The organism is Streptomyces sp. CRN 30 (assembly GCF_034105845.1).
In genome coordinates this window covers 1-17,579 of the sequence record NZ_JAVRHI010000439.1, presented here as the reverse complement: position 1 = coordinate 17,579, position 17,579 = coordinate 1, and the positions used below count along the sequence as shown (strand labels likewise).

Annotated in this window: 15 protein-coding genes; 5 read left to right on the top strand and 10 right to left on the bottom strand. The window is 73.0% G+C overall.

What is annotated here, in order from left to right:
- Positions 1-4: 4 nt before the first annotated feature.
- From UW392_RS48425 to UW392_RS48410, 4 genes are all read right to left on the bottom strand, one after another.
- A complete protein-coding gene (locus tag UW392_RS48425) occupies positions 5-1,036 on the bottom strand; it encodes an iron-siderophore ABC transporter substrate-binding protein (RefSeq protein WP_320781756.1) in 1,032 nt (343 codons plus the stop codon).
- Positions 1,037-1,070: 34 nt separating this feature from the next.
- Positions 1,071-1,886, bottom strand: a complete 816-nt coding sequence (locus UW392_RS48420) for an ABC transporter ATP-binding protein (RefSeq protein WP_320781755.1) — start codon at positions 1,884-1,886, stop codon at positions 1,071-1,073.
- 63 nt (positions 1,887-1,949) lie between these two features.
- Positions 1,950-3,026, bottom strand: coding sequence for a FecCD family ABC transporter permease (locus UW392_RS48415; RefSeq protein WP_414497525.1), 1,077 nt, complete (start codon positions 3,024-3,026; stop codon positions 1,950-1,952).
- A complete protein-coding gene (locus UW392_RS48410; RefSeq protein WP_414497532.1) occupies positions 3,023-4,066 on the bottom strand; it encodes a FecCD family ABC transporter permease in 1,044 nt (347 codons plus the stop codon). The genes UW392_RS48415 and UW392_RS48410 overlap by 4 nt, the downstream gene beginning before the upstream one ends.
- 209 nt (positions 4,067-4,275) lie before the next feature.
- On the opposite strand from UW392_RS48410, the gene UW392_RS48405 reads away from it, so the two are divergent.
- From UW392_RS48405 to UW392_RS48390, 4 genes are read left to right on the top strand one after another with little or no spacing between them, the layout of a single operon-like run.
- On the top strand, positions 4,276-4,848 hold the full coding sequence (locus tag UW392_RS48405; RefSeq protein WP_320781754.1) for an MSMEG_1061 family FMN-dependent PPOX-type flavoprotein: 573 nt from the start codon (positions 4,276-4,278) through the stop codon (positions 4,846-4,848).
- Between the two features lie 15 nt (positions 4,849-4,863).
- Positions 4,864-5,724: an ABC transporter ATP-binding protein gene (locus UW392_RS48400; protein WP_320781753.1), complete on the top strand. Its 861-nt coding sequence runs from the start codon at positions 4,864-4,866 to the stop codon at positions 5,722-5,724.
- Positions 5,721-6,701 (top strand): iron-siderophore ABC transporter substrate-binding protein, encoded by a 981-nt coding sequence (locus tag UW392_RS48395; protein WP_320781752.1) that lies wholly within the window; start codon positions 5,721-5,723, stop codon positions 6,699-6,701. The genes UW392_RS48400 and UW392_RS48395 overlap by 4 nt, the downstream gene beginning before the upstream one ends.
- Positions 6,702-6,708: 7 nt before the next feature.
- Positions 6,709-8,781 (top strand): iron ABC transporter permease, encoded by a 2,073-nt coding sequence (locus UW392_RS48390; protein WP_320781751.1) that lies wholly within the window; start codon positions 6,709-6,711, stop codon positions 8,779-8,781.
- Positions 8,782-8,815: 34 nt separating this feature from the next.
- Here the strand turns inward: UW392_RS48390 and UW392_RS48385 are convergent, their stop codons facing one another.
- Positions 8,816-10,276 (bottom strand): subtype B tannase, encoded by a 1,461-nt coding sequence (locus UW392_RS48385; protein ID WP_320781750.1) that lies wholly within the window; start codon positions 10,274-10,276, stop codon positions 8,816-8,818.
- A gap of 174 nt (positions 10,277-10,450) precedes the next feature.
- The gene (locus UW392_RS48380; RefSeq protein ID WP_320781749.1) at positions 10,451-11,293 is read right to left on the bottom strand and encodes an RNA polymerase sigma factor SigF; all 843 of its coding nucleotides are present in this window, start codon (positions 11,291-11,293) and stop codon (positions 10,451-10,453) included.
- Positions 11,294-11,696: 403 nt separating this feature from the next.
- Here UW392_RS48380 and proP point away from each other — a divergent pair, with 403 nt between their 5' ends.
- Positions 11,697-13,184 carry a glycine betaine/L-proline transporter ProP gene (proP, locus tag UW392_RS48375; protein ID WP_320781863.1) on the top strand — a complete coding sequence of 496 codons (1,488 nt, stop codon included), beginning with the start codon at positions 11,697-11,699 and terminating at the stop codon, positions 13,182-13,184.
- A 37-nt stretch (positions 13,185-13,221) separates the two neighbouring features.
- Here proP and UW392_RS48370 read toward each other — a convergent pair whose 3' ends face one another.
- The 4 genes from UW392_RS48370 to UW392_RS48355 form a co-directional block, all read right to left on the bottom strand.
- On the bottom strand, positions 13,222-15,297 hold the full coding sequence (locus tag UW392_RS48370) for an MMPL family transporter (RefSeq protein ID WP_320781748.1): 2,076 nt from the start codon (positions 15,295-15,297) through the stop codon (positions 13,222-13,224).
- 69 nt (positions 15,298-15,366) lie between these two features.
- Positions 15,367-15,885, bottom strand: a complete 519-nt coding sequence (locus UW392_RS48365) for a MarR family winged helix-turn-helix transcriptional regulator (RefSeq protein ID WP_320781747.1) — start codon at positions 15,883-15,885, stop codon at positions 15,367-15,369.
- A gap of 61 nt (positions 15,886-15,946) precedes the next feature.
- Complete coding sequence (locus UW392_RS48360; protein WP_320781746.1) at positions 15,947-16,420, bottom strand: MSMEG_6728 family protein; 474 nt, start codon at positions 16,418-16,420, stop codon at positions 15,947-15,949.
- A gap of 26 nt (positions 16,421-16,446) precedes the next feature.
- Positions 16,447-17,460: a DUF5914 domain-containing protein gene (locus UW392_RS48355; protein WP_320781745.1), complete on the bottom strand. Its 1,014-nt coding sequence runs from the start codon at positions 17,458-17,460 to the stop codon at positions 16,447-16,449.
- Positions 17,461-17,579 lie beyond the last annotated feature (119 nt).

The following is a 17,579-nucleotide window of genomic DNA, read 5'->3' as shown; positions in this document are numbered from 1 at the left end:
CGGGTCACTTCAGGGCGTCGGCGAAGAGCGGGACGACCTTGTCGAGGGCGTAGCCGATCGACAGCACGGAGCTGGTGGCGAAGGCGGTGCTGATGTCCGTGTCGTCGAAGACGACGTCGTGGCCCTCCTTCACCGCGGGCAGCGACTTGTAGAGCGCGTCGCCGGAGATCTTGGACGCCTTGATGCCGATGGGCGCCATGACGACGAGGTCGGCGTCGAGCATCTCCAGGTTCTCCTCGGAGACGGTCACCGAGAAGGCCTCGCCGGCCTCCGCCTCGACCTTCGGGTTGTTCTCGAAGCCGAGGTCCTCGACGAAGCCGATCCGGTCCGTGCCCCGGACGTAGGCGCCCCAGCCGACGGAGGTACGGGAGCCGACGGTGATCGTCTTGCCCTTGAACTCCGGGTGCTCCTTCGCGGCGGCGGCGAACTTCTCCTCGGTCTCGGCGACCAGTTCCTCGCCCTTGTCGGGAACGCCGAGCGCCTGGGAGATCATGGTGGTCTGCTTCTCCCACCCGATCTTGTACTGGTCGCCGCCCTTCGGTACGCCGACGGTCGGGGCGATCTTGCTGAGGGTGTCGTAACGGGTCTGGTCGCCGCTGGACTTGGTGTCGAGGATCAGGTCCGGCTTGAGCGCGGCGATCTTCTCGTACTCGGGCTCCAGGGTGCCGATCTTCTCGGGGCTCTTGTCGTACTCGCCCTCGGCCCAGGGGCCGACGCCGTCGCCGCCGAAGGCGAGCCAGTCGCTCTGGCCGACGGGCTGCACGCCGAGGGCGAGGGCCGTCTCGGCGTCGCCCCAGCCGAGCGCGACGACGCGCTTGGGCTGCTCGTCGACGGTGACGGTGCCGAACTTGGTGGCGACCTTCGCCGGGAAGGCGCTCGCGGACGCCTTGGCCGAGGAGTCGGCGGAGGCGGCGTCCGAGTCGTCGTCGGAGGAGCCGCCGCAGGCGGCGAGGGAGCCCGCCAGGGTCAGGACCAGGGCGGGGGCGAACAGGCGCCAGGCGCGGCGGCGCTCTCTGCGGGGGGTGCTGGAGGACATGAGGGTGTCTGGGCTCTCTGTGCGGTGCTGCGGTTCAGTGGGAGGTGGTGGAGGGGACGTGGTGGCGCCCGAGGGGCACCACCATCGGGGTGCCGGACGCGGGGTCCGGGATCACCGTCGAGCGCAGTCCGAACGCGTCGTGCACGAGGGACTCGGTCACGATGTCGTTCGGCGCTCCCTCCGCGATGACCCGGCCGGCCTTCATGGCGATCAGGTGATCGGCGTAGCGGCAGGCCAGGTTGAGGTCGTGCAGGACGACGGCGAGGGTGACGCCGCGGTCCCGGTTGAGGTCGGTCAGCAGGTCCAGCACGTCGAGCTGGTGGCTGATGTCGAGGTAGGTGGTGGGTTCGTCCAGGAGGAGGATGTCGGTCTCCTGGGCCAGGGCCATGGCGATCCACACCCGCTGGCGCTGCCCGCCGGAGAGTTCGTCCACGGACCGGTCGGCGAGGTCCAGGACGTCGGTGGCGAGCATGGCCGCGGCGACGCCCTCGTCGTCGGCGGCGGTCCACCGGCGGAACCAGCCCTGGTGCGGGTAGCGGCCCCGGCCGACGAGGTCGGAGACGGTGATGGCGTCGGGCGCGACGGGGCTCTGCGGCAGCATGCCGAGGCGGGCGGCGACCTCGCGGGTGGAGGTGCGGCGGATGTCCTCGCCGTCGAGGAGCACGGTGCCGGCGGTGGGGGTCAGCAGCCGCGCCATGGCGCGCAGCAGCGTCGACTTGCCGCAGGCGTTCGGTCCCACGACGACGGTGAACCGCCCCGGCGGCAGGTCGACGTCGAGACCGGAGATGATCTGGCGCTCCCCGTAGCCGAGACCGAGGTCACGGGTCTGAAGAGTGTGCTGGGACGACACCGGGTTCTCCTACGTCGGGACGGTGGGGCGGGCGGGAAGGGAGGGAGCAGGGGCGTACGCGGTTCAGCCGCCGCGGCCGACCCGGTTGGCACGGGCGAGCAGCCACAGCAGGTACGGCGCTCCGATGACGCTGGTGATCACGCCCACCGGTACCTGGGTGCCGGGCAGCAGGTGCTGGGCGCCGAAGTCGGCGAGGCAGACCAGGGCGGCGCCGGTCAGCGCGGCCGGGACCAGGGCGGCGCCCTGGCCGGGTACCAGGCGGCGGGCGATGGGCGGGGAGACGAAGGCGACGAAGCCGATGGGTCCGGCCGCCGCGGTCGCCACGCCGACCAGGGCGGTGGCGCCCGCCAGCAGGGCGAGGCGGCTGTGCTGGACCCGGGCGCCGAGGCCGCCGGCCGCCTCGTCGCCGAGCTGGAGCGCGCCGAGGCCGCGGGAGGCGGCCAGCGTGAGCGGCAGGAGGACCACGGCGCAGCCGAGCAGCGGCCAGAACTGGTCCCAGGAGCGGCCGTTGAGGCTGCCGGTGAGCCAGACGAAGGCGTTGGCGGCCTCGGTGACCTCGGCGCGGGTCATCAGGTAGGAGCGCAGGCTGACGAGTCCGGTGCCGACGCCGATGCCGATGAGCACGAACCGGCCGCCGCTGACCCCGCCCCGCCAGGACAGCGCGTAGATGAGGGTGCCCGCGAGGAGCGCGCCGGCCAGGGCGCTGCCGGACATGGCGAGGCCGCTGAGGCCGAACGCCATGGAGGCGAGGACGGCTCCGGCGCTGGCGCCCGCGCTGACGCCGATGACGTCGGGGCTGGCCAGGGGGTTGCGCAGCAGTGCCTGAAAGACGGCGCCGGAGAGTCCGAAGCAGCAGCCGACGAGGAGGGCGAGGAGCGCCCGGGGCAGCCGCAGCTCCCCCACGATGAACCAGGTGCCGGCGTCCCCGCGACCGGTGAGCACGGCGAGGACGTCGGTGAGGGGGACGTCGATGTCGCCGACGGTGAGGGAGAGCACCAGCGCGGCGAACGCGACGAGTGCGAGGGCCGCGCACACGGCGGTGAAGCGGGCCCGGCGGACGCGGCGCAGCCGGCCGACGCGGGCGGCCGCCTCGGCGACCGCGGCGGGGGCGGGACGGGCCTGGGCGGCAGGGGCGTTCACAGTTCCGCCTTTCCACGTCTGCGGACGAGCAGGATGAACGGCACGCAGCCCACGGCGGCGGTGACGACACCGACCTGGACCTCCCCGGGCGGGGCGATCACCCGGCCGATGACGTCGGCCACCAGCAGCAGGAGCGGGGCGAGCAGCGCGCTGTAGGGCAGGATCCAGCGGTGGTCGGGGCCGGTGAGCATGCGGACGGCGTGCGGGACGGCGAGTCCGACGAAGCCGATGGGTCCGGCGACCGCCGTCGCCGCGCCGCAGAGCAGGACGACGCCGGCGGCTCCGGTCAGCCGGGCCACGCCGACCCGCTGGCCGAGGGCGCGGGCGATGTCGTCGCCGAGCGCCAGTCCGTTGAGCCGGGGTCCCATGGCCAGGGCGAGGATGCCGCCGACGACGACGAAGGGCAGCGCCTGCCGGATGACGTCGAGGTCCCGGCCGTTGAGCGCGCCGACCTGCCAGAACCGGTACTGGTCGTAGGTCTGGCTGTCGGTCAGCAGCATCGTGTCGGTCAGGGAGATCAGCAGTCCGGAGGCGGCGGCGCCGGCGAGGGCGAGCTTCACGGGGGTGGCGCCCTCGCGTCCGAAGCTGGCCACCCCGTAGACGAGTGCCGCCGCGAGGCAGGCGCCGAGGAAACCGAACCAGATGTACTGGCCGGGTTCGGTCAGGGAGAGCACACTCATGGCGAAGACGACGGCCACGGCCGCGCCCGCGTTGATACCGAGGAGGCCGGGGTCGGCCAGCGGGTTGCGGGTGACGCCCTGCATCACGGTGCCCGCGAGGCCGAGGGCAGCGCCGGCCAGCAGGCCGGCCAGGGTGCGCGGGACGCGCACCTCCCGGACGACGAGCTGGGCGCGGACGGAGCGGTCTGGGTCGAACACACCGTGCACGACGTCACGCAGGGGCACGTGAGACGAGCCGACGGCGAGGCTGAGGATGACGGAGGCCAGGAGCAGGGCGGCGAGGAGGACGAGTCCCGCCGTGAGGGCCGCGCCGCCGAACCGGCGGCCGGTGGCCTTGGATGCCGTCCCGTCGTCCCGCACGGGGGCGGGGGCGGGAGCGTTCACCGGAGGGCCGGCCGGTGGGGAGGGGCTGGGCGCATGGGGAGGTCCTTGTGGGCAGATGAGCGGCCCGAGTCACCGGACGGGGAACAACCGGTGATCAGGTAAGGCGAACCTAACATCAGATAATGTTCTGGTCGCAACCACCCAGTCGCAACCACCCATCGACATCGCACAGCTTGGAGCGGGCCTTGCCGCACACGATCGACACCACCGAGAACCGGCCGGACACCGTCACCGTCACCGGCGAGGGCTGGGTCGAACTCGGCTCCCGCGCGGAGCTGCGCGAACTGCTGGGCGAGCCGTGGCCGCTCGTGATCGACAAGGTCCACGACCGGCTGACCGAGGAGGACCTGGACATCCTGGCCCGCTCCTCGTTCTGCCTGCTGGGGACCTCCGACACGGCCGGGAACTGCGACGTCTCCCCGCGCGGTGACGCCCCGGGCTTCACCCACGTCCTGGACGCCGGCACCGTCGTCCTGCCCGACCGGCCGGGCAACCGGCGCGGCGACAGCTTCCACAACATCCTCGACAACCCGCACGCCGGGCTGCTGTACCTGATACCGGGCAGCAAGCAGGTGCTGCGGATCAACGGCCGGGCCCGCATCCTCACCGACGCCCCGTTCTTCGACGCGATGGCGCGGGACGGCAAGCGCCCGGCGCTGGCGCTCGTGCTGCACATCGACGAGATCTACCTGCACTGCCCGGCGTCCCTGAACCGCGCGGGCCTGTGGAAGCCGGAATCCTGGACGAAGAGAGGTTAGGCTAACCTTCGCCAGGTGAGATCTGGTGAAGAAACGGACAGCGCCCGTCGGTTGCGCGGTCATGAGCTGTCCGCGACGGACGTGACCGTCGCGTACGACGGTGTCGACGTCGTGCACGGCGCGGCGGTCGACCTGCGCCCCGGCGAGGTGACCGTACTGGTCGGCCCCAACGGCAGCGGCAAGTCGACGCTGCTGCGCACGGTCGCCCGGCTCCAGCGCGCCCGCAGCGCCACGCTCAGGATCGACACCGACACCGACGGCCTGGCGCTGACGTCCCGTGAGTTCTCGCGGTACGTCGCCCTGCTGACCCAGGGCCGTCCCACGCCCGGCGGACTGACCGTGCGCGACGTCGTCGAGTTCGGCCGCTACCCCTACCGGGGCCGCTGGGGACGGGCCGACCCGGACGGTCCGGCCGCCGTGGACCGGGCACTCGCCCTGACCGGCGTGACCGAGCTGGCGGAGCGCGGCGCCGACCACCTCTCCGGCGGACAGCTCCAGCGGGTCTGGCTCGCGAGCTGCCTCGCCCAGGAGACCGGTGTCCTGCTCCTCGACGAGCCGACCACCTACCTCGACCTGCGCTACCAGGTCGAACTCCTCGACCTCATCCGTGACCTGGCCGACGACCACGGCATCGCCGTCGGCGTCGTCCTGCACGACCTCGACCAGGCGGCCGCCGTCGCCGACCGTGTCGCCCTGCTCGAAGCGGGCCGCATCGTCGCCGACGGCACGCCCGAAGAGGTCCTCACCCCGGAACGGCTCACCGCCGTCTACGGCATCCGCATCGATGTCGACACCGACCCCCTCACCGGCCGGCTGCGCACCCGCCCGATCGGCCGTCACCACACCCGACGTGAAAGGCTCGGCACCACCTCATGAGACGAACGCTCCTCACCGCGGTCACCGTCACCGCCGCGGCGCTCGCCCTGTCCTCCTGCGGCACCACCGAGCCGGCCGCGGACAGCGCCGAGAAGTCCTCGGAGGCGATCACCGTCACCGACTCCTCCGGTGCGAAGGTGAAGCTGGACGGCCCGGCCACCAAGGTCGTCGCCACCGAGTGGAACGTCGTGGAGTCCCTCGTCTCGCTCGGCGTGGACCCGGTCGGCGTCGCCGACCCCAAGGGGTACGACACCTGGGACTCGTCGGTGCCGCTGAAGAACGACCCCAAGGACATCGGCACCCGCGGCGAGCCCAGCATGGACACCGTCGCCGCGCTCTCGCCGGACCTGATCGTCGCCACCACCGACCTGCCGGCCTCCGCGGTCAAGCAGCTCAAGAAGATCGCCCCGGTCCTCTCGGTGAAGTCCGCCGACGGCACCGGCCAGATCGACCGGATGCTCGGCAACGTCGACATGATCGCGAAGGCGACCGGCACCACCGACAAGGCCGAGGCCCTCCGCGAGGACTTCGAGGCCAAGGTCGACGAGGGCAAGAAGGCCATCGCCGACGCCGGCCTGGACGGCACGGACTTCGCCTTCGCCGACGGCTACGTCGCCTCCAACCAGGTGACGCTGCGCCCGTACACCGACATCTCGCTCATCGGCGAGGTGAACACGGCGATCGGTCTGAAGAACGCCTGGACGGTCAAGGGCGACGAGTCCTACGGCCTCGGCTCCACCGACGTCGAGGGCCTGACCGACCTGCCGAAGGACACGCGGTTCGCGTACATCGGCAACGACGAGGACGACGGCGCGACGCCCTTCACCGGCGCGCTGAAGAAGAACGCCGTGTGGAAGTCCCTGCCGTTCGTGAAGGCCGGCGACGTGCACCGGCTGGACGACGGCATCTGGATGTTCGGCGGCCCCGGGTCGATGTCGGCGTACATCGACGCCGTCGTCGAGACCCTGACGAAGTAGCGAGGCCATGGCCGTCACCGCCACGAAACCCGCCATCGGCCCGCCGGCGGCTCCGACCACCCGGTCGGGCGCGGCCGCGGTGACGGCCGTACTCGTCCTCCTGGTCGCCGCCCTGGCCGTCGTCGACGTCACCCAGGGCACCGCCTCCGTCGGCCCCGCCGAGGTCGGCAAGGCACTGATCGGCCGGGCCGACCCCTCCGACGCCTCCGTGGTGATCGCCTCGCGGCTGCCGCGGGCGGCGGCCGGCCTGCTGGTCGGCATCGTCCTCGGCATGGCCGGTTCGGTGCTCCAGTCCGTCAGCCGCAACGTCCTCGCCGCCCCCGACACCCTGGCGGTGAACGCCGGTTCGTACCTGGCGCTCGGCCTGGCGGCGGCGTCCGGTCTCTCCCTGCCGCTGCTCGCCTCCTCCGGGGTCGCGTTCCTCGGGGGCCTGGCGGCGGCGGCCGTCGTCCTCGGCCTCTCCGGCCTCGGCACCGGCACCGTCCGGCTGGTGCTGGCCGGCACCGCCCTCGCCCTCGGGCTCAGCTCCGTCACGGAGGGGCTGCTGCTGCTCTTCCCCGAGGAGACCGAGGGCCTCTACGCCTGGAACCAGGGCAGCATCAGCCAGAACGGCTTCGACGGCGTGCTCCAGATCCTGCCGGTCGCCGTGCTCGGGCTGGCCGGGCTGTTGCTGACGGCCCGCCGGGTGGACGCGCTCGCCCTCGGCGACGACGCCGCCCGCGGCCTCGGTGTCCCCGTCCGCTCCACCCGCGTCACCGCCGTCGTGCTGGCCGCGCTGCTCTCCGCCGGAGCGGTGACACTGGCCGGGCCGATCGGCTTCGTCGGCCTGTGCGCGCCCGCCCTGGCGCGGCCGCTGGCCCGCCGGTTCCGGGGGCTGGTCAAGGCCCGCGCCGCGATGCCGGTGGCCGGTCTGACGGGTGCGGTGCTCGTGCTCGGCTCGGACGTGCTGCTGCGGGCGCTGGTCCCCGCCGACACCGCGGTGGCCGTGCCCACGGGTGTGGTCACCAGCCTGGTCGGCGCGGTCTTCCTGGTCTCCATGGCGCTGCGGGTGCGGGACACCGGGGAGTCCGGCGCGCCGGACCGGCTGCGCATCCCGGGCCGCGCCGCCTTCCTGGCGACCACCGCCGTCCTGGTGGCCGTCCTCGTCGGGGTCGTGATCGCCGCCGTCCTGGTGGGCGACAGCAAGCTGCTCCTCGGGGACGTCGTCAACTGGCTCCAGGGCCGGGCCGGACGGACCGTCACCTTCGTCCTGGACACCCGGGTGCCCCGGGTGCTCGCGGCGCTGACGGCGGGCGCGGCGCTGGCCCTGTCCGGCACGCTCGTGCAGGCCGTCACCCGCAACCCGCTGGCCGAGCCCAGCGTCCTCGGGGTCTCCGGGGGCGCCGCGCTCGGCGCGGTGGTGCTGGTGACCGCCGCGCCCGCCGCCGCCACCTCCTGGGGCCTGGCCGGCGCCGCGCTGGCCGGGGCCGCGGTCACCGCCGTCCTGGTCTTCGGTCTCGCCGCGCGGGACGGCTTCCGGCAGAACCGCCTCGTCCTCGTCGGCATCGGTGTCGCCTCCGGTACGACGGCGCTGATCAGCATGCTCATCGTGCTCACCGACCCGTTCAACGCCACCAAGGCGCTGACCTGGCTGTCGGGTTCCACCTACGGCCGTACGCTGCCGGACGTCCTGCCGGTGGCGCTGGTCCTGCTGGTCGGTGTCGTCGTGGCGGTGGCCCGGCGCACCGAGCTGGACCTGGTGTCGCTGGACGAGGACACGCCCCGGCTGCTGGGGCTGCGGGTGGGCGCCGGACGCCTCGGCTTCCTCCTGATCGGCGTCCTGCTCAGCGCGACCGCCGTGGCCTGTTCGGGCACCATCGGCTTCGTCGGCCTGGTCGCGCCGCACGCGGCCCGTGCCCTGGTGGGCCGGCGCCATGTGCGGGTCGTGCCCGTCGCGATGCTGCTGGGCGCCACGCTGGTCTGCGCGGCCGACCTGCTCGGCCGGACGGTGATCGCGCCGTCGCAGCTCGGCGCCGGTCTGATGACGGCGGTCATCGGCACGCCGTACTTCCTCTGGCTGCTGGTCCGCAGCCGCCGGTAGCGGCCCGGCCGACAGGGTCGGCCGGGCCCCGGGGTCACCGGGCGCAGGTCCGGCCGATCCAGGCGACGAAGTCGGGCGCGTCCAGGTTCACTCCGTGGCCGCCGTCCCAGTAGAAGGCGGTGTCGACATCGTCGCCGAGGTTCTCCAGCGCCGCCGCGAGGTTGCCGACGACCGTCAGCGAGGTGTCGGTGTCCTTGGCGCCGACGCGGATGAACCAGTGCCGGGCGCGGTGCGGGTTGCCCTGCCGCAGGAACGGCATGGGGTTCATCAGCCGGAGCTTCGCGGGCAGGTCGGCGTCGAGGCGGGCCCGGTCGTCGCCGGTGGCGCGGCGCAGGCTCCACTCGGTGAAGTGCCGCGCCTTGACGGTGCCGGTGCCGAAGAGGTTGTTCTCGGGGCTGGAGAGGTCGAGGAGGTCGAAGGACGGGACGTTCTTCTTCCGCGTGCCCACGTGGGTGAGGTAGTCGTCCCAGGTGAACGACGCCTTGTCGCGCTTCCAGGTGATCCAGGGGTTGGCGGCGAGGTAGGCGGCGCGCCCGTCGGCCGTCAGGGCCGCGAGGTGGGCGGTGGCCGACGGCTCCAGATAGGTCCTGGTCAGGTAGGTGTCGTAGCCGCGGGCGGTGAGGCGGCCGAAGCCCCGTCGTCCGTCGAGCCGGAGCGACGCCTGGTACTCGGCGAACAGGGCGCGCAGTTCCGCGGAGAGCGCCGGGTCCGCCCGGCCGCCGCCGGGGAGCGGGTTGGTGCCCCAGTTCCACTCGTACGCCATGTCGGCGTGTTCGAGGTCGGTGATCGGGCAGTACGGGGCCGCGCCGAACACCGCGTCGCTGGTGTCGGCCGCGCCGATCTCGCGGAGGTACGGCTCGTAGGCGGGGTCGTCGGCGGTGGCGCCGAGCAGCGAGGTCAGGGCGCCGCCCGCGCTGACGCCGGTGGCGACGATGCGCTCGGTGTCGCCCGGTATCCGGCCCGCGTTGTGCCTGAGGTAGCGGACGGCGGCCTTGAGGTCGACGATCGCGGCGGGCGCGGTGCCGTAGTACGTGCCGTCGGCGGCGACGAGGGTGCGGCCGCGGGCGCCGGGCTCGACGACGACGTAGCCCGCGGCGAGCGCCAGCGGCGGGTTGGGCCGGTTGAGGGTGACGCCGGTCGCGCCCGCCGTGGAGGACGGCATGTAGCCGCCGACCGCGTTGCTGAACAGGATCGGCGCGCGGGAGGCGTCGACCGGCCGGCCGTCCACGGCGACGGGGACGCTGACGTTGAGGGACTGGTAGGCGGCGTCGACCGGCCGGGCGACATAGGTGACGGCCCGGTGGAAGCGGTACGTCACCGTCTTCTCGCCCTCGTCGGTGGGGATCGTCGCGGTGAGCGTGGTGTACGCGTCCGGGTCGAAGGCGAGGGGGTCGCTCTTCGGGCGGACGGCGGCCGACGCGCGCCCGGCTGTGGCGGCCAGCGCCGGTGCGGCGGCGGTGACGGCCACCGCCCTCACCATGTTCCTGCGCTTCATCACGTCACTCCTGTCTGCTGCGGGACGCCTGATGCGCACGTGAACGTATGACCCCGCCGAGTTATCGTCAACAATTTCGTCAACTTTGACTGAACAGGATCGGCCCGCGGCCACGACAGAGACCGGCGCCCCCGTCGGACGGGGGCGCCGGTCTCTGCCGTACCGGAGGTCAGGTCACTTCGTGGTGAGCATGCCCTCGCGCAGCCGGGCCAGGGTCCGCGACAGCAGCCGGGAGACGTGCATCTGCGAGACGCCGAGCCGCTCCCCGATCTGGGCCTGGGTCATCTCCTCCACGAACCGCATGTGGATGATCTGCCGGTCGCGCTCGCCGAGTTCGGCGATGAGCGGGGCGAGCGCGTGGAAGTCCTCGACCAGCTCCAGCGCCGCGTCCTCGGTGCCGATGAAGTCCGCGAGCACGGTCTCGCCGTCCTCGCTGCCGCCGAGGGCCGCGTCCAGGGAGGAGGAGTTGTAGCCGTTGGCGGCGAGCCGGGCCTCGACGACCTCGTTCTCCGTCAGGCTCATCAGCTCGGCCAGTTCCTTGACGGTCGGCGTGCGGCCCAGCCGGCTGCGCAGTTCGTCCGTCGCCTTGGCCAGCTCCACCCGGGCCTCCTGGAGCCGGCGGGGCACGTGCACCGCCCAGGAGGTGTCGCGGAAGAAGCGCTTGATCTCGCCGACGATGTACGGCACGGCGAAGGAGGTGAACTCCACCTCGCGCGTCAGCTCGAACCGGTCGATGGCCTTGATCAGCCCGATCATGCCGACCTGGACGATGTCCTCGCGCTCCTCCGGGCCGCGGCTGCGGAACCGGGAGGCCGCGTAGCGGACCAGGGACATGTTCATCTCGATCAGGGTGTTGCGCGCGTACTGGTACTCGTGCGTCCCCTCCTCCAACACCGCGAGCTGGTCGAAGAAGACCCGCGACAGCTCACGGGCGTCCTTCGGCGCCACCTTGGACGGGTCGGCGACCGTGGGCAGCCGGGCCGTTTCCCCGTCGACGTCCGTCTTCCGCGTCGTCATCGCCGCCGTCATCACGCGCCCTCCCGAGTCGTCCGTTGCAGTGCCGGGTCCGCGAGGACCGGCAACAGGTCGCGTACCCGCACTTTCCTCGAACACGCCTGCTCTTTGTCACTGAATCGAACGGCGGTGCCCCACAGGGCGCACGAGTGACGTACGCCACCTGTTCGGCGGCACGCACCCGACCGGACAGAGGGTCACAAAAGCCTCGTAGCACCCCGGAACGGGTACTGTCACGCACTGACCCCGTGTGACTCGGCGCCGACCCGGGCAGCAGCCACGGCGTGCGCCGGACGATCAGTGCGGCACAGAATTCGCGTAGGCAAAAGCCGTGACGGAACAGAAAGGCGGCAGCGTGTCAGACGCCAAGCCCGACGGCCGGTCGGGTCCTCTGGGCCGGATGAAGATGCCGAAAGCGGTCGCGAACATGCCGGGGCAGGTCCGTGAGGAGCTGACCCGCCGGCTGCGACGGAACAAGCGCGCCTTCCGCGAGGAGGACGTGCAGGTCGTCGAGCGGCCCCTGCTCAAACGCGCGGTGGGCGCCTCCGCCCTCGGCAACTGCATGGAATGGTTCGACTTCGGCGTCTACAGCTACCTCGCCGCCACCGTCGGCAAGGTCTTCTTCCCCGGCGCCTCGCCGGGCGCGCAGCTGATCTCGTCGTTCGCCACCTTCGCCGCGGCGTTCGTCGTCCGGCCGCTGGGCGGGCTGGTCTTCGGGCCGCTCGGCGACCGCATCGGCCGGCAGAAGGTGCTCGCCACCACCATGATCATGATGGCGGCCGGCACGTTCTGCATCGGTCTGATCCCGAGCTACGACACCATCGGCATCGCCGCGCCGATCCTGCTGCTGCTCGCCCGGATGGTGCAGGGCTTCTCCACCGGCGGCGAGTACGGCGGCGCCACCACCTTCGTCGCCGAGTACTCACCCGACCGGCGGCGCGGCTTCCTCTCCAGCTGGCTCGACTTCGGCACCTTCGTCGGATACGCCCTCGGCTCCGCGCTGGTGACGATCCTCAACCTCGCGCTCAGCGACGACCAGATGCTCTCCTGGGGCTGGCGCCTGCCGTTCCTGATCGCCGGTCCGCTGGGCGTCATCGGTCTGTACATGCGGCTGAAGCTGGAGGAGTCCCCCGCCTTCCAGCAGCAACTGGACGAGCACGAGAAGAACATGGCCCAGGAGTCGGCGGGCAGCGAGTTCAGGACGATCGTGAAGAGGCACTGGCGGCCGCTGCTGATCTGCATGGGCCTGGTCCTGCTCTACAACGTCACCAACTACATGGTCACCGGCTATCTGCCGACCTACCAGACCGAGACACTGGGCCGCTCCACCAGCTTCGCCGACCTGCTGGTCCTCATCGGCATGGTGTGGATCGTCCTGCTCATCACCTTCCTCGGCCGGCTCAGCGACCACGTCGGCAGGCGTCCGCTGTACGCGGTCGGCGCCGTCGCGATGATCCTGCTCGCCGTCCCCTCCTTCCTGCTCCTGAAGGCGGACGGCACGGTGGGCCCGGTGTTCGGCGTGCTGATCCTCGCCACGCTGCTGGCCTGCTTCGCCGCGCCGAGCGCCGCCACCCTGCCCGCCCTCTTCCCGACGGCGGTGCGCTACGCCGCCATGGGCATCGGCTTCAACTTCGCCGTCGCGGCGTTCGGCGGCACCACCCCGCTGTTCACCGAGGCGCTGGTCAACGCCACCGGCAACGACCTGGTGCCGGCGTACTACCTGATGGTGGCCGGTGTCATCGGGCTGGTGACCGTGAAGTTCCTCCCCGAGAGCGCGCAGGTGCCGCTGCACGGGTCGCAGCCGATGGTCGGCTCCCGTTCCGAGCAGCAGGAGCTGATCTCGACCTCCGAGGAGCTGTACGACTTCGCCAAGGAGCGCTCGGCGATGCGCTGACCCCCCGGGTCGGCGCACCGCCGCGCGCGGCGTCACATCACTTACGGCTGAGCCGGCCCGGCCACCACACCCGGCGGCCGATGTCCCGGGCGAGCGCGGGCACCAGCAGGGACCGCACCACCAGGGTGTCGAGCAGGACACCGAAGGCGACGATGAAGGCGATCTGCACCAGGAACGCCAGCGGGATCACGCCGAGCGCCGCGAAGGTCGCGGCGAGCACCACGCCCGCGGAGGTGATCACCCCGCCGGTGGTGACCAGACCGCGCAGGATGCCCTGGCGCACCCCGTGCCGCAGGGACTCCTCACGGACCCGGGACATCAGGAAGATGTTGTAGTCCACGCCGAGGGCGACCAGGAACACGAAGCCGTACAGCGGTACGGAGGGGTCCGTGCCGGTGAAGCCGAAGACGTGCGGGAAGACCAGGGCGGAGATCCCGAGGGTGGCGAGGAAGTTCAGCGCCACGGTGGCCACCAGCACGGCCGGCAGCAGCAGGGAGCGCAGCAGCGCCACCAGGATGACGAAGATGATGGCGAGGACGACGGGGACGATGAGGGTGCGGTCCCGCTCGGCGGTGCGCAGCGTGTCGTACTGCTGGGCGGTGTAGCCGCCGACCTTGGCGTCCGCGCCGTCCACGGCGTGCAGGGCGTCGCGCAGCCGGGCCACGGTGTCCTTGGCCGCGTCGCTGTCGGCGGCGTCCGCCAGGGTGACGTCGACCCGGACCCGGCCGTCGACGGTCAGCGGCTCCCCGCCGCCGGGACGGCCCGAGGCGGTGACGGGGGATGCGGAGGCGACGCCGTCGGTCTTCTCGGCGGCGGCCGTCACCTGCTCAAGGCGGCCGGCGTCGGCGATGACGACCGCGGGGTTGCCGGAGCCGCCGGGGAAGTGCTCGCCGAGGGTGCGCTGCGCCTCGACCGACCGCGCCTCGCCGACGAAGGTCTCGTCGAGCGGGACGCCCTCGGAGTCCAGGGCGGGGGCGAACGCGGCGGCGGCCAGCAGGCAGATCAGGGAGAGGGCCCAGACCTTGCGCGGGGCACGGTCGACCAGGCCGGCGACCCGGTGCCAGATGCCCCGCCGCTCCTCGGCCTGCCGGGGCCGGGCGGGCCAGTAGGCGGCGCGGCCGAGCAGGACCAGGACGGCGGGCAGGAAGGTGAGGGTGGTCAGGACGGCGCAGACGATGCCGATGGCGCCGACCGGGCCGAGGGCGCGGTTGTTGGTGAGGTCGCTGAGCAGCAGGGCGAGCAGGCCGAGGGCGACGGTGGCGGCGCTGGCGACGACGGCGCCCCAGGACTCGCGCAGCGCGGCGCGCATCGCGGCGAAGCGGTCCTCGCGGCGGGCGAGTTCCTCCCGGTAGCGGGCGGTCAGCAGCAGCGCGTAGTCGGTGGCGGCGCCGATCACCAGGATGGAGAGGATGCCCTGGACCTGGCCGTCCACCCGTACGACGTCGTGGTCGGCGAGGACGTAGACGACGGCGCAGGCCACGCCGAGCGCGAAGACCGCGCCGAGGATGACGACGAAGGGCAGCAGCACGCTGCGGTAGACCAGCAGCAGGATGACGAGGACCGCCACGAGTGCCACGACGAGCAGCAGGCCGTCGATGCCGGCGAAGGCGTCGGAGAGGTCGGCCTGGCTGGCGGCGGGTCCGGCGATGCCCACCTCGGTGCCGGGGACCTCGCCCGCGGCGTCCCGGATGCGGTCGAGGGCGTCGGCGAGGCCGTCGCCGAGGTCGGGCCGCAGCTGGACGACGCCTTCGAGTGCCTTCCCGTCCTCGGCGAGGACCGCGGGCGAGACCTCACCGGTCACGCCGGGTGTGCCCGTGAGGGAGGCGAGCGCCTCGGTGGCCGCGCCCTGCCGGTCGCGTACGGCGGTGTCGCCGTCGGCGGTCCAGACGACGATCGCGGGGAGCGTCTCGTCCTGGGAGAACGCCTTCTGCTCGTCGATCACCTCGGTGGACTCGGCGCTGCGGGGCAGGAACGCGGCCTGGTCGTTGGTGGCGACCTCGCCGAGGCGGCCGGCGAACGGGCCGGTGGTCCCGCCGGCCCCCAGCCAGACGATCAGCAGCAGGGCGGGCAGCAGCCACCGGACCCAGCGGGTCCGGCGCGGGGAGACGGGCATGGCTCTCCAGAGCTAGCTCGATGACGGAACAATCTCAATCATCAAGTTATCTCAATCATCGAGAGAGTTTTACTTCCGGTCCGGTCCGAGCGCGGACATCTCCTCGTTGAGCGCGGCGAGGAAACGCACCACCACCGCCAGCTCGTCCTCGGTGAACCGCGAGCGGGCCGCGTCCGTCGCCCGCGCCAGCGGCCGGAAGTACGAACGGGCCGACGCCATCGCGCCGGACGCGTAGTGGAGGTGGACGACCCTGCGGTCGGCGCTCTCCCGGACCCGGCGGATGTGTCCCGCCCGCTCAAGGCGGTCCACGCACGCGGTCACCGCGCCCGAGGTGAGACCGAGGTGCTCGCGCAGCCGCCCCGGCGTCATGGGCTCCTCGGCGTCGAGGATCGCCGCGAGCGCCTGCACGTCCGTGGCGTGCAGACCGTACTCACCGGCGAAACCGTGCACGAGCCGGTTGATCTCGCCGTTCGCCCGGCGCAGTTGCACGGCGAAGGCCGCCAGACCGGTGTCGGGGGGCGCCGCTCCCGCCGTCGTGTCCGTCCCCCGCTGTCGTCCCCGGCTGCCCCGGTCCTCCGCACTCGCCACGCGGTCACCCTATAGAAGGCGCCGGGGGAACCCGCCCGGAGCGGCCGCGCGAGGTGCCCGCTCACAGCAGGCCCGCCCGGTCGGAGTCGGGCCAGACGTAGGGCAGGTCGTCCGGCGCCTCGGGGAACAGGGCCGCGTACACCTCGGGTTCCTTGCGCACCAGCGCGGAGCGGTGGCTGAGGTGGAACGCCTCGTCGCCGAGCCAGGGCGGCAGCTCACCCGCGTCCGCGAGCTCCGCCTGGCCGCGGACCGGGGCGCCGGGGCGCAGTTCGCCGATGCCCGCGACGAGCGAGGCCGCGACGCTGTCCTGGTGTCCCTGGTCGCGCCAGACGTGGCAGATGTCCAGGCCGTAGCGGACCAGCGCCTCCTCGTAGCCGCGCCACATCCTCACCGCCGGGTGCCGCCGCCAGCCGTAGCCCGGCACGGTCAGGCCGCGCAGCACCTGGAGCGCCTCGACCCGCTGCTTGCCGAGGCGGCGGCGGTCCAGTGCGAGGGCCGACGCGCGGAAGTCGGGGTGCGGAAGGAAGGTCTGCATGGCGTCTTCCTCATCGGTCTCGTCGGTCAGCCGGGGAACTCGCCCCGGTCGCGCAGGTGCCTGCGCCGTTCGGCGTAGGCGAGGTCGTCGCGCCACAGCCGGCCGGCGGCGGCGCCCATCGCGGGGCGCAGCAGCGGTGCGAGCCGCCGGGCGACCGCGAACCCCGGCCGCTCCGAGGCGGCGAGCACGGCCTCGACGACGGCGGTACGGGGGCGGCCGGACTCGTCCGGCCCGAGCGGCGTGGCGTGCGTCTCCACGACGGACCCCACCCCCTCCCCCTCCGTGATGCGCATCGTCACGGTGCGGGGCTCGGGGGCGGTGAACTCGGCGCGGACCGGGACGACGAGGCGGCCGCCGAGCCGGAAGGACACGTCGACGACGAACCGGTCGCCGTCGTCGGTCCCGTCGGGTTCGCTCACGACGGTGAGATCGACGAAGGAGTACGGGTGGAACCAGGCGCCGTGCCAGGGGTCGAGGCGGTTGGCGACCACGTCCTCCGGGTCGCAGCGTCCGACGCCGCGCCACACCGAGTGGACGGCCGTGGCGAGCGGGGGCCGCGCCGGCACCACGGGCGCGGCGGTGGGTTCCTCCCCGCCCGCGCGGTCGAGGCGGACCCAGACCAGGACGCCGTCGTCGTGCACGGGCCGGGGCTCCCATCCGGCGGTCGGCGTGCCGTCCAATGCGAGTCCGTGCCAGTGGCAGACGAGGGTGCCGCACCGTACGGGGCTGTCGGCGAGCGGTGCGCCGAGGTGCGGGCACACGCCCGGCCCGCCCACCAGCCGCCCGCGCGCGTCCCGCCAGACGACGACCTCCTCACCGGCGACGGTCCCGGCGAGCGGACGGCCCGGTCGTACGTCGCTCCGGGCGCCGAGCACGAACCAGTTGCCGGACGGCCGGGCACCGGCCCGCTTCAGCGCCCCGGTGATGATCGCGGGCCGCGCCTGCCGCCAGGTCGGCACCTGCCGCTCCCACACGACGGGCCGCCGCCTGACCCGCAGGGGGAAACGCCCCTTGCGCGGCCCGGCATCCCCGGCACTCATCGGACCTCCCTGACCTGAGTGGCATCGCCGCGGACGGACGGGCTCACGGCGGCGACGGCACCGTCGTCCGCGGCGGCGGCCGTGCGCGGGGCGGCGGCCGTGGCCGCCTCCGACCCGGG

Coding starts and splice junctions, on each gene's coding strand:
- UW392_RS48370 (WP_320781748.1), bottom strand. CDS start 15,297: ATGCCCGTCTCCCCGCGCCGGACCCGCTGGGTCCGGTGGCTGCTGCCC.
- UW392_RS48395 (WP_320781752.1), top strand. CDS start 5,721: ATGAGACGAACGCTCCTCACCGCGGTCACCGTCACCGCCGCGGCGCTC.
- UW392_RS48390 (WP_320781751.1), top strand. CDS start 6,709: ATGGCCGTCACCGCCACGAAACCCGCCATCGGCCCGCCGGCGGCTCCG.
- UW392_RS48355 (WP_320781745.1), bottom strand. CDS start 17,460: ATGAGTGCCGGGGATGCCGGGCCGCGCAAGGGGCGTTTCCCCCTGCGG.
- proP (WP_320781863.1), top strand. CDS start 11,697: ATGCCGAAAGCGGTCGCGAACATGCCGGGGCAGGTCCGTGAGGAGCTG.
- UW392_RS48385 (WP_320781750.1), bottom strand. CDS start 10,276: ATGAAGCGCAGGAACATGGTGAGGGCGGTGGCCGTCACCGCCGCCGCA.
- UW392_RS48380 (WP_320781749.1), bottom strand. CDS start 11,293: ATGACGACGCGGAAGACGGACGTCGACGGGGAAACGGCCCGGCTGCCC.
- UW392_RS48425 (WP_320781756.1), bottom strand. CDS start 1,036: ATGTCCTCCAGCACCCCCCGCAGAGAGCGCCGCCGCGCCTGGCGCCTG.
- UW392_RS48360 (WP_320781746.1), bottom strand. CDS start 16,420: ATGCAGACCTTCCTTCCGCACCCCGACTTCCGCGCGTCGGCCCTCGCA.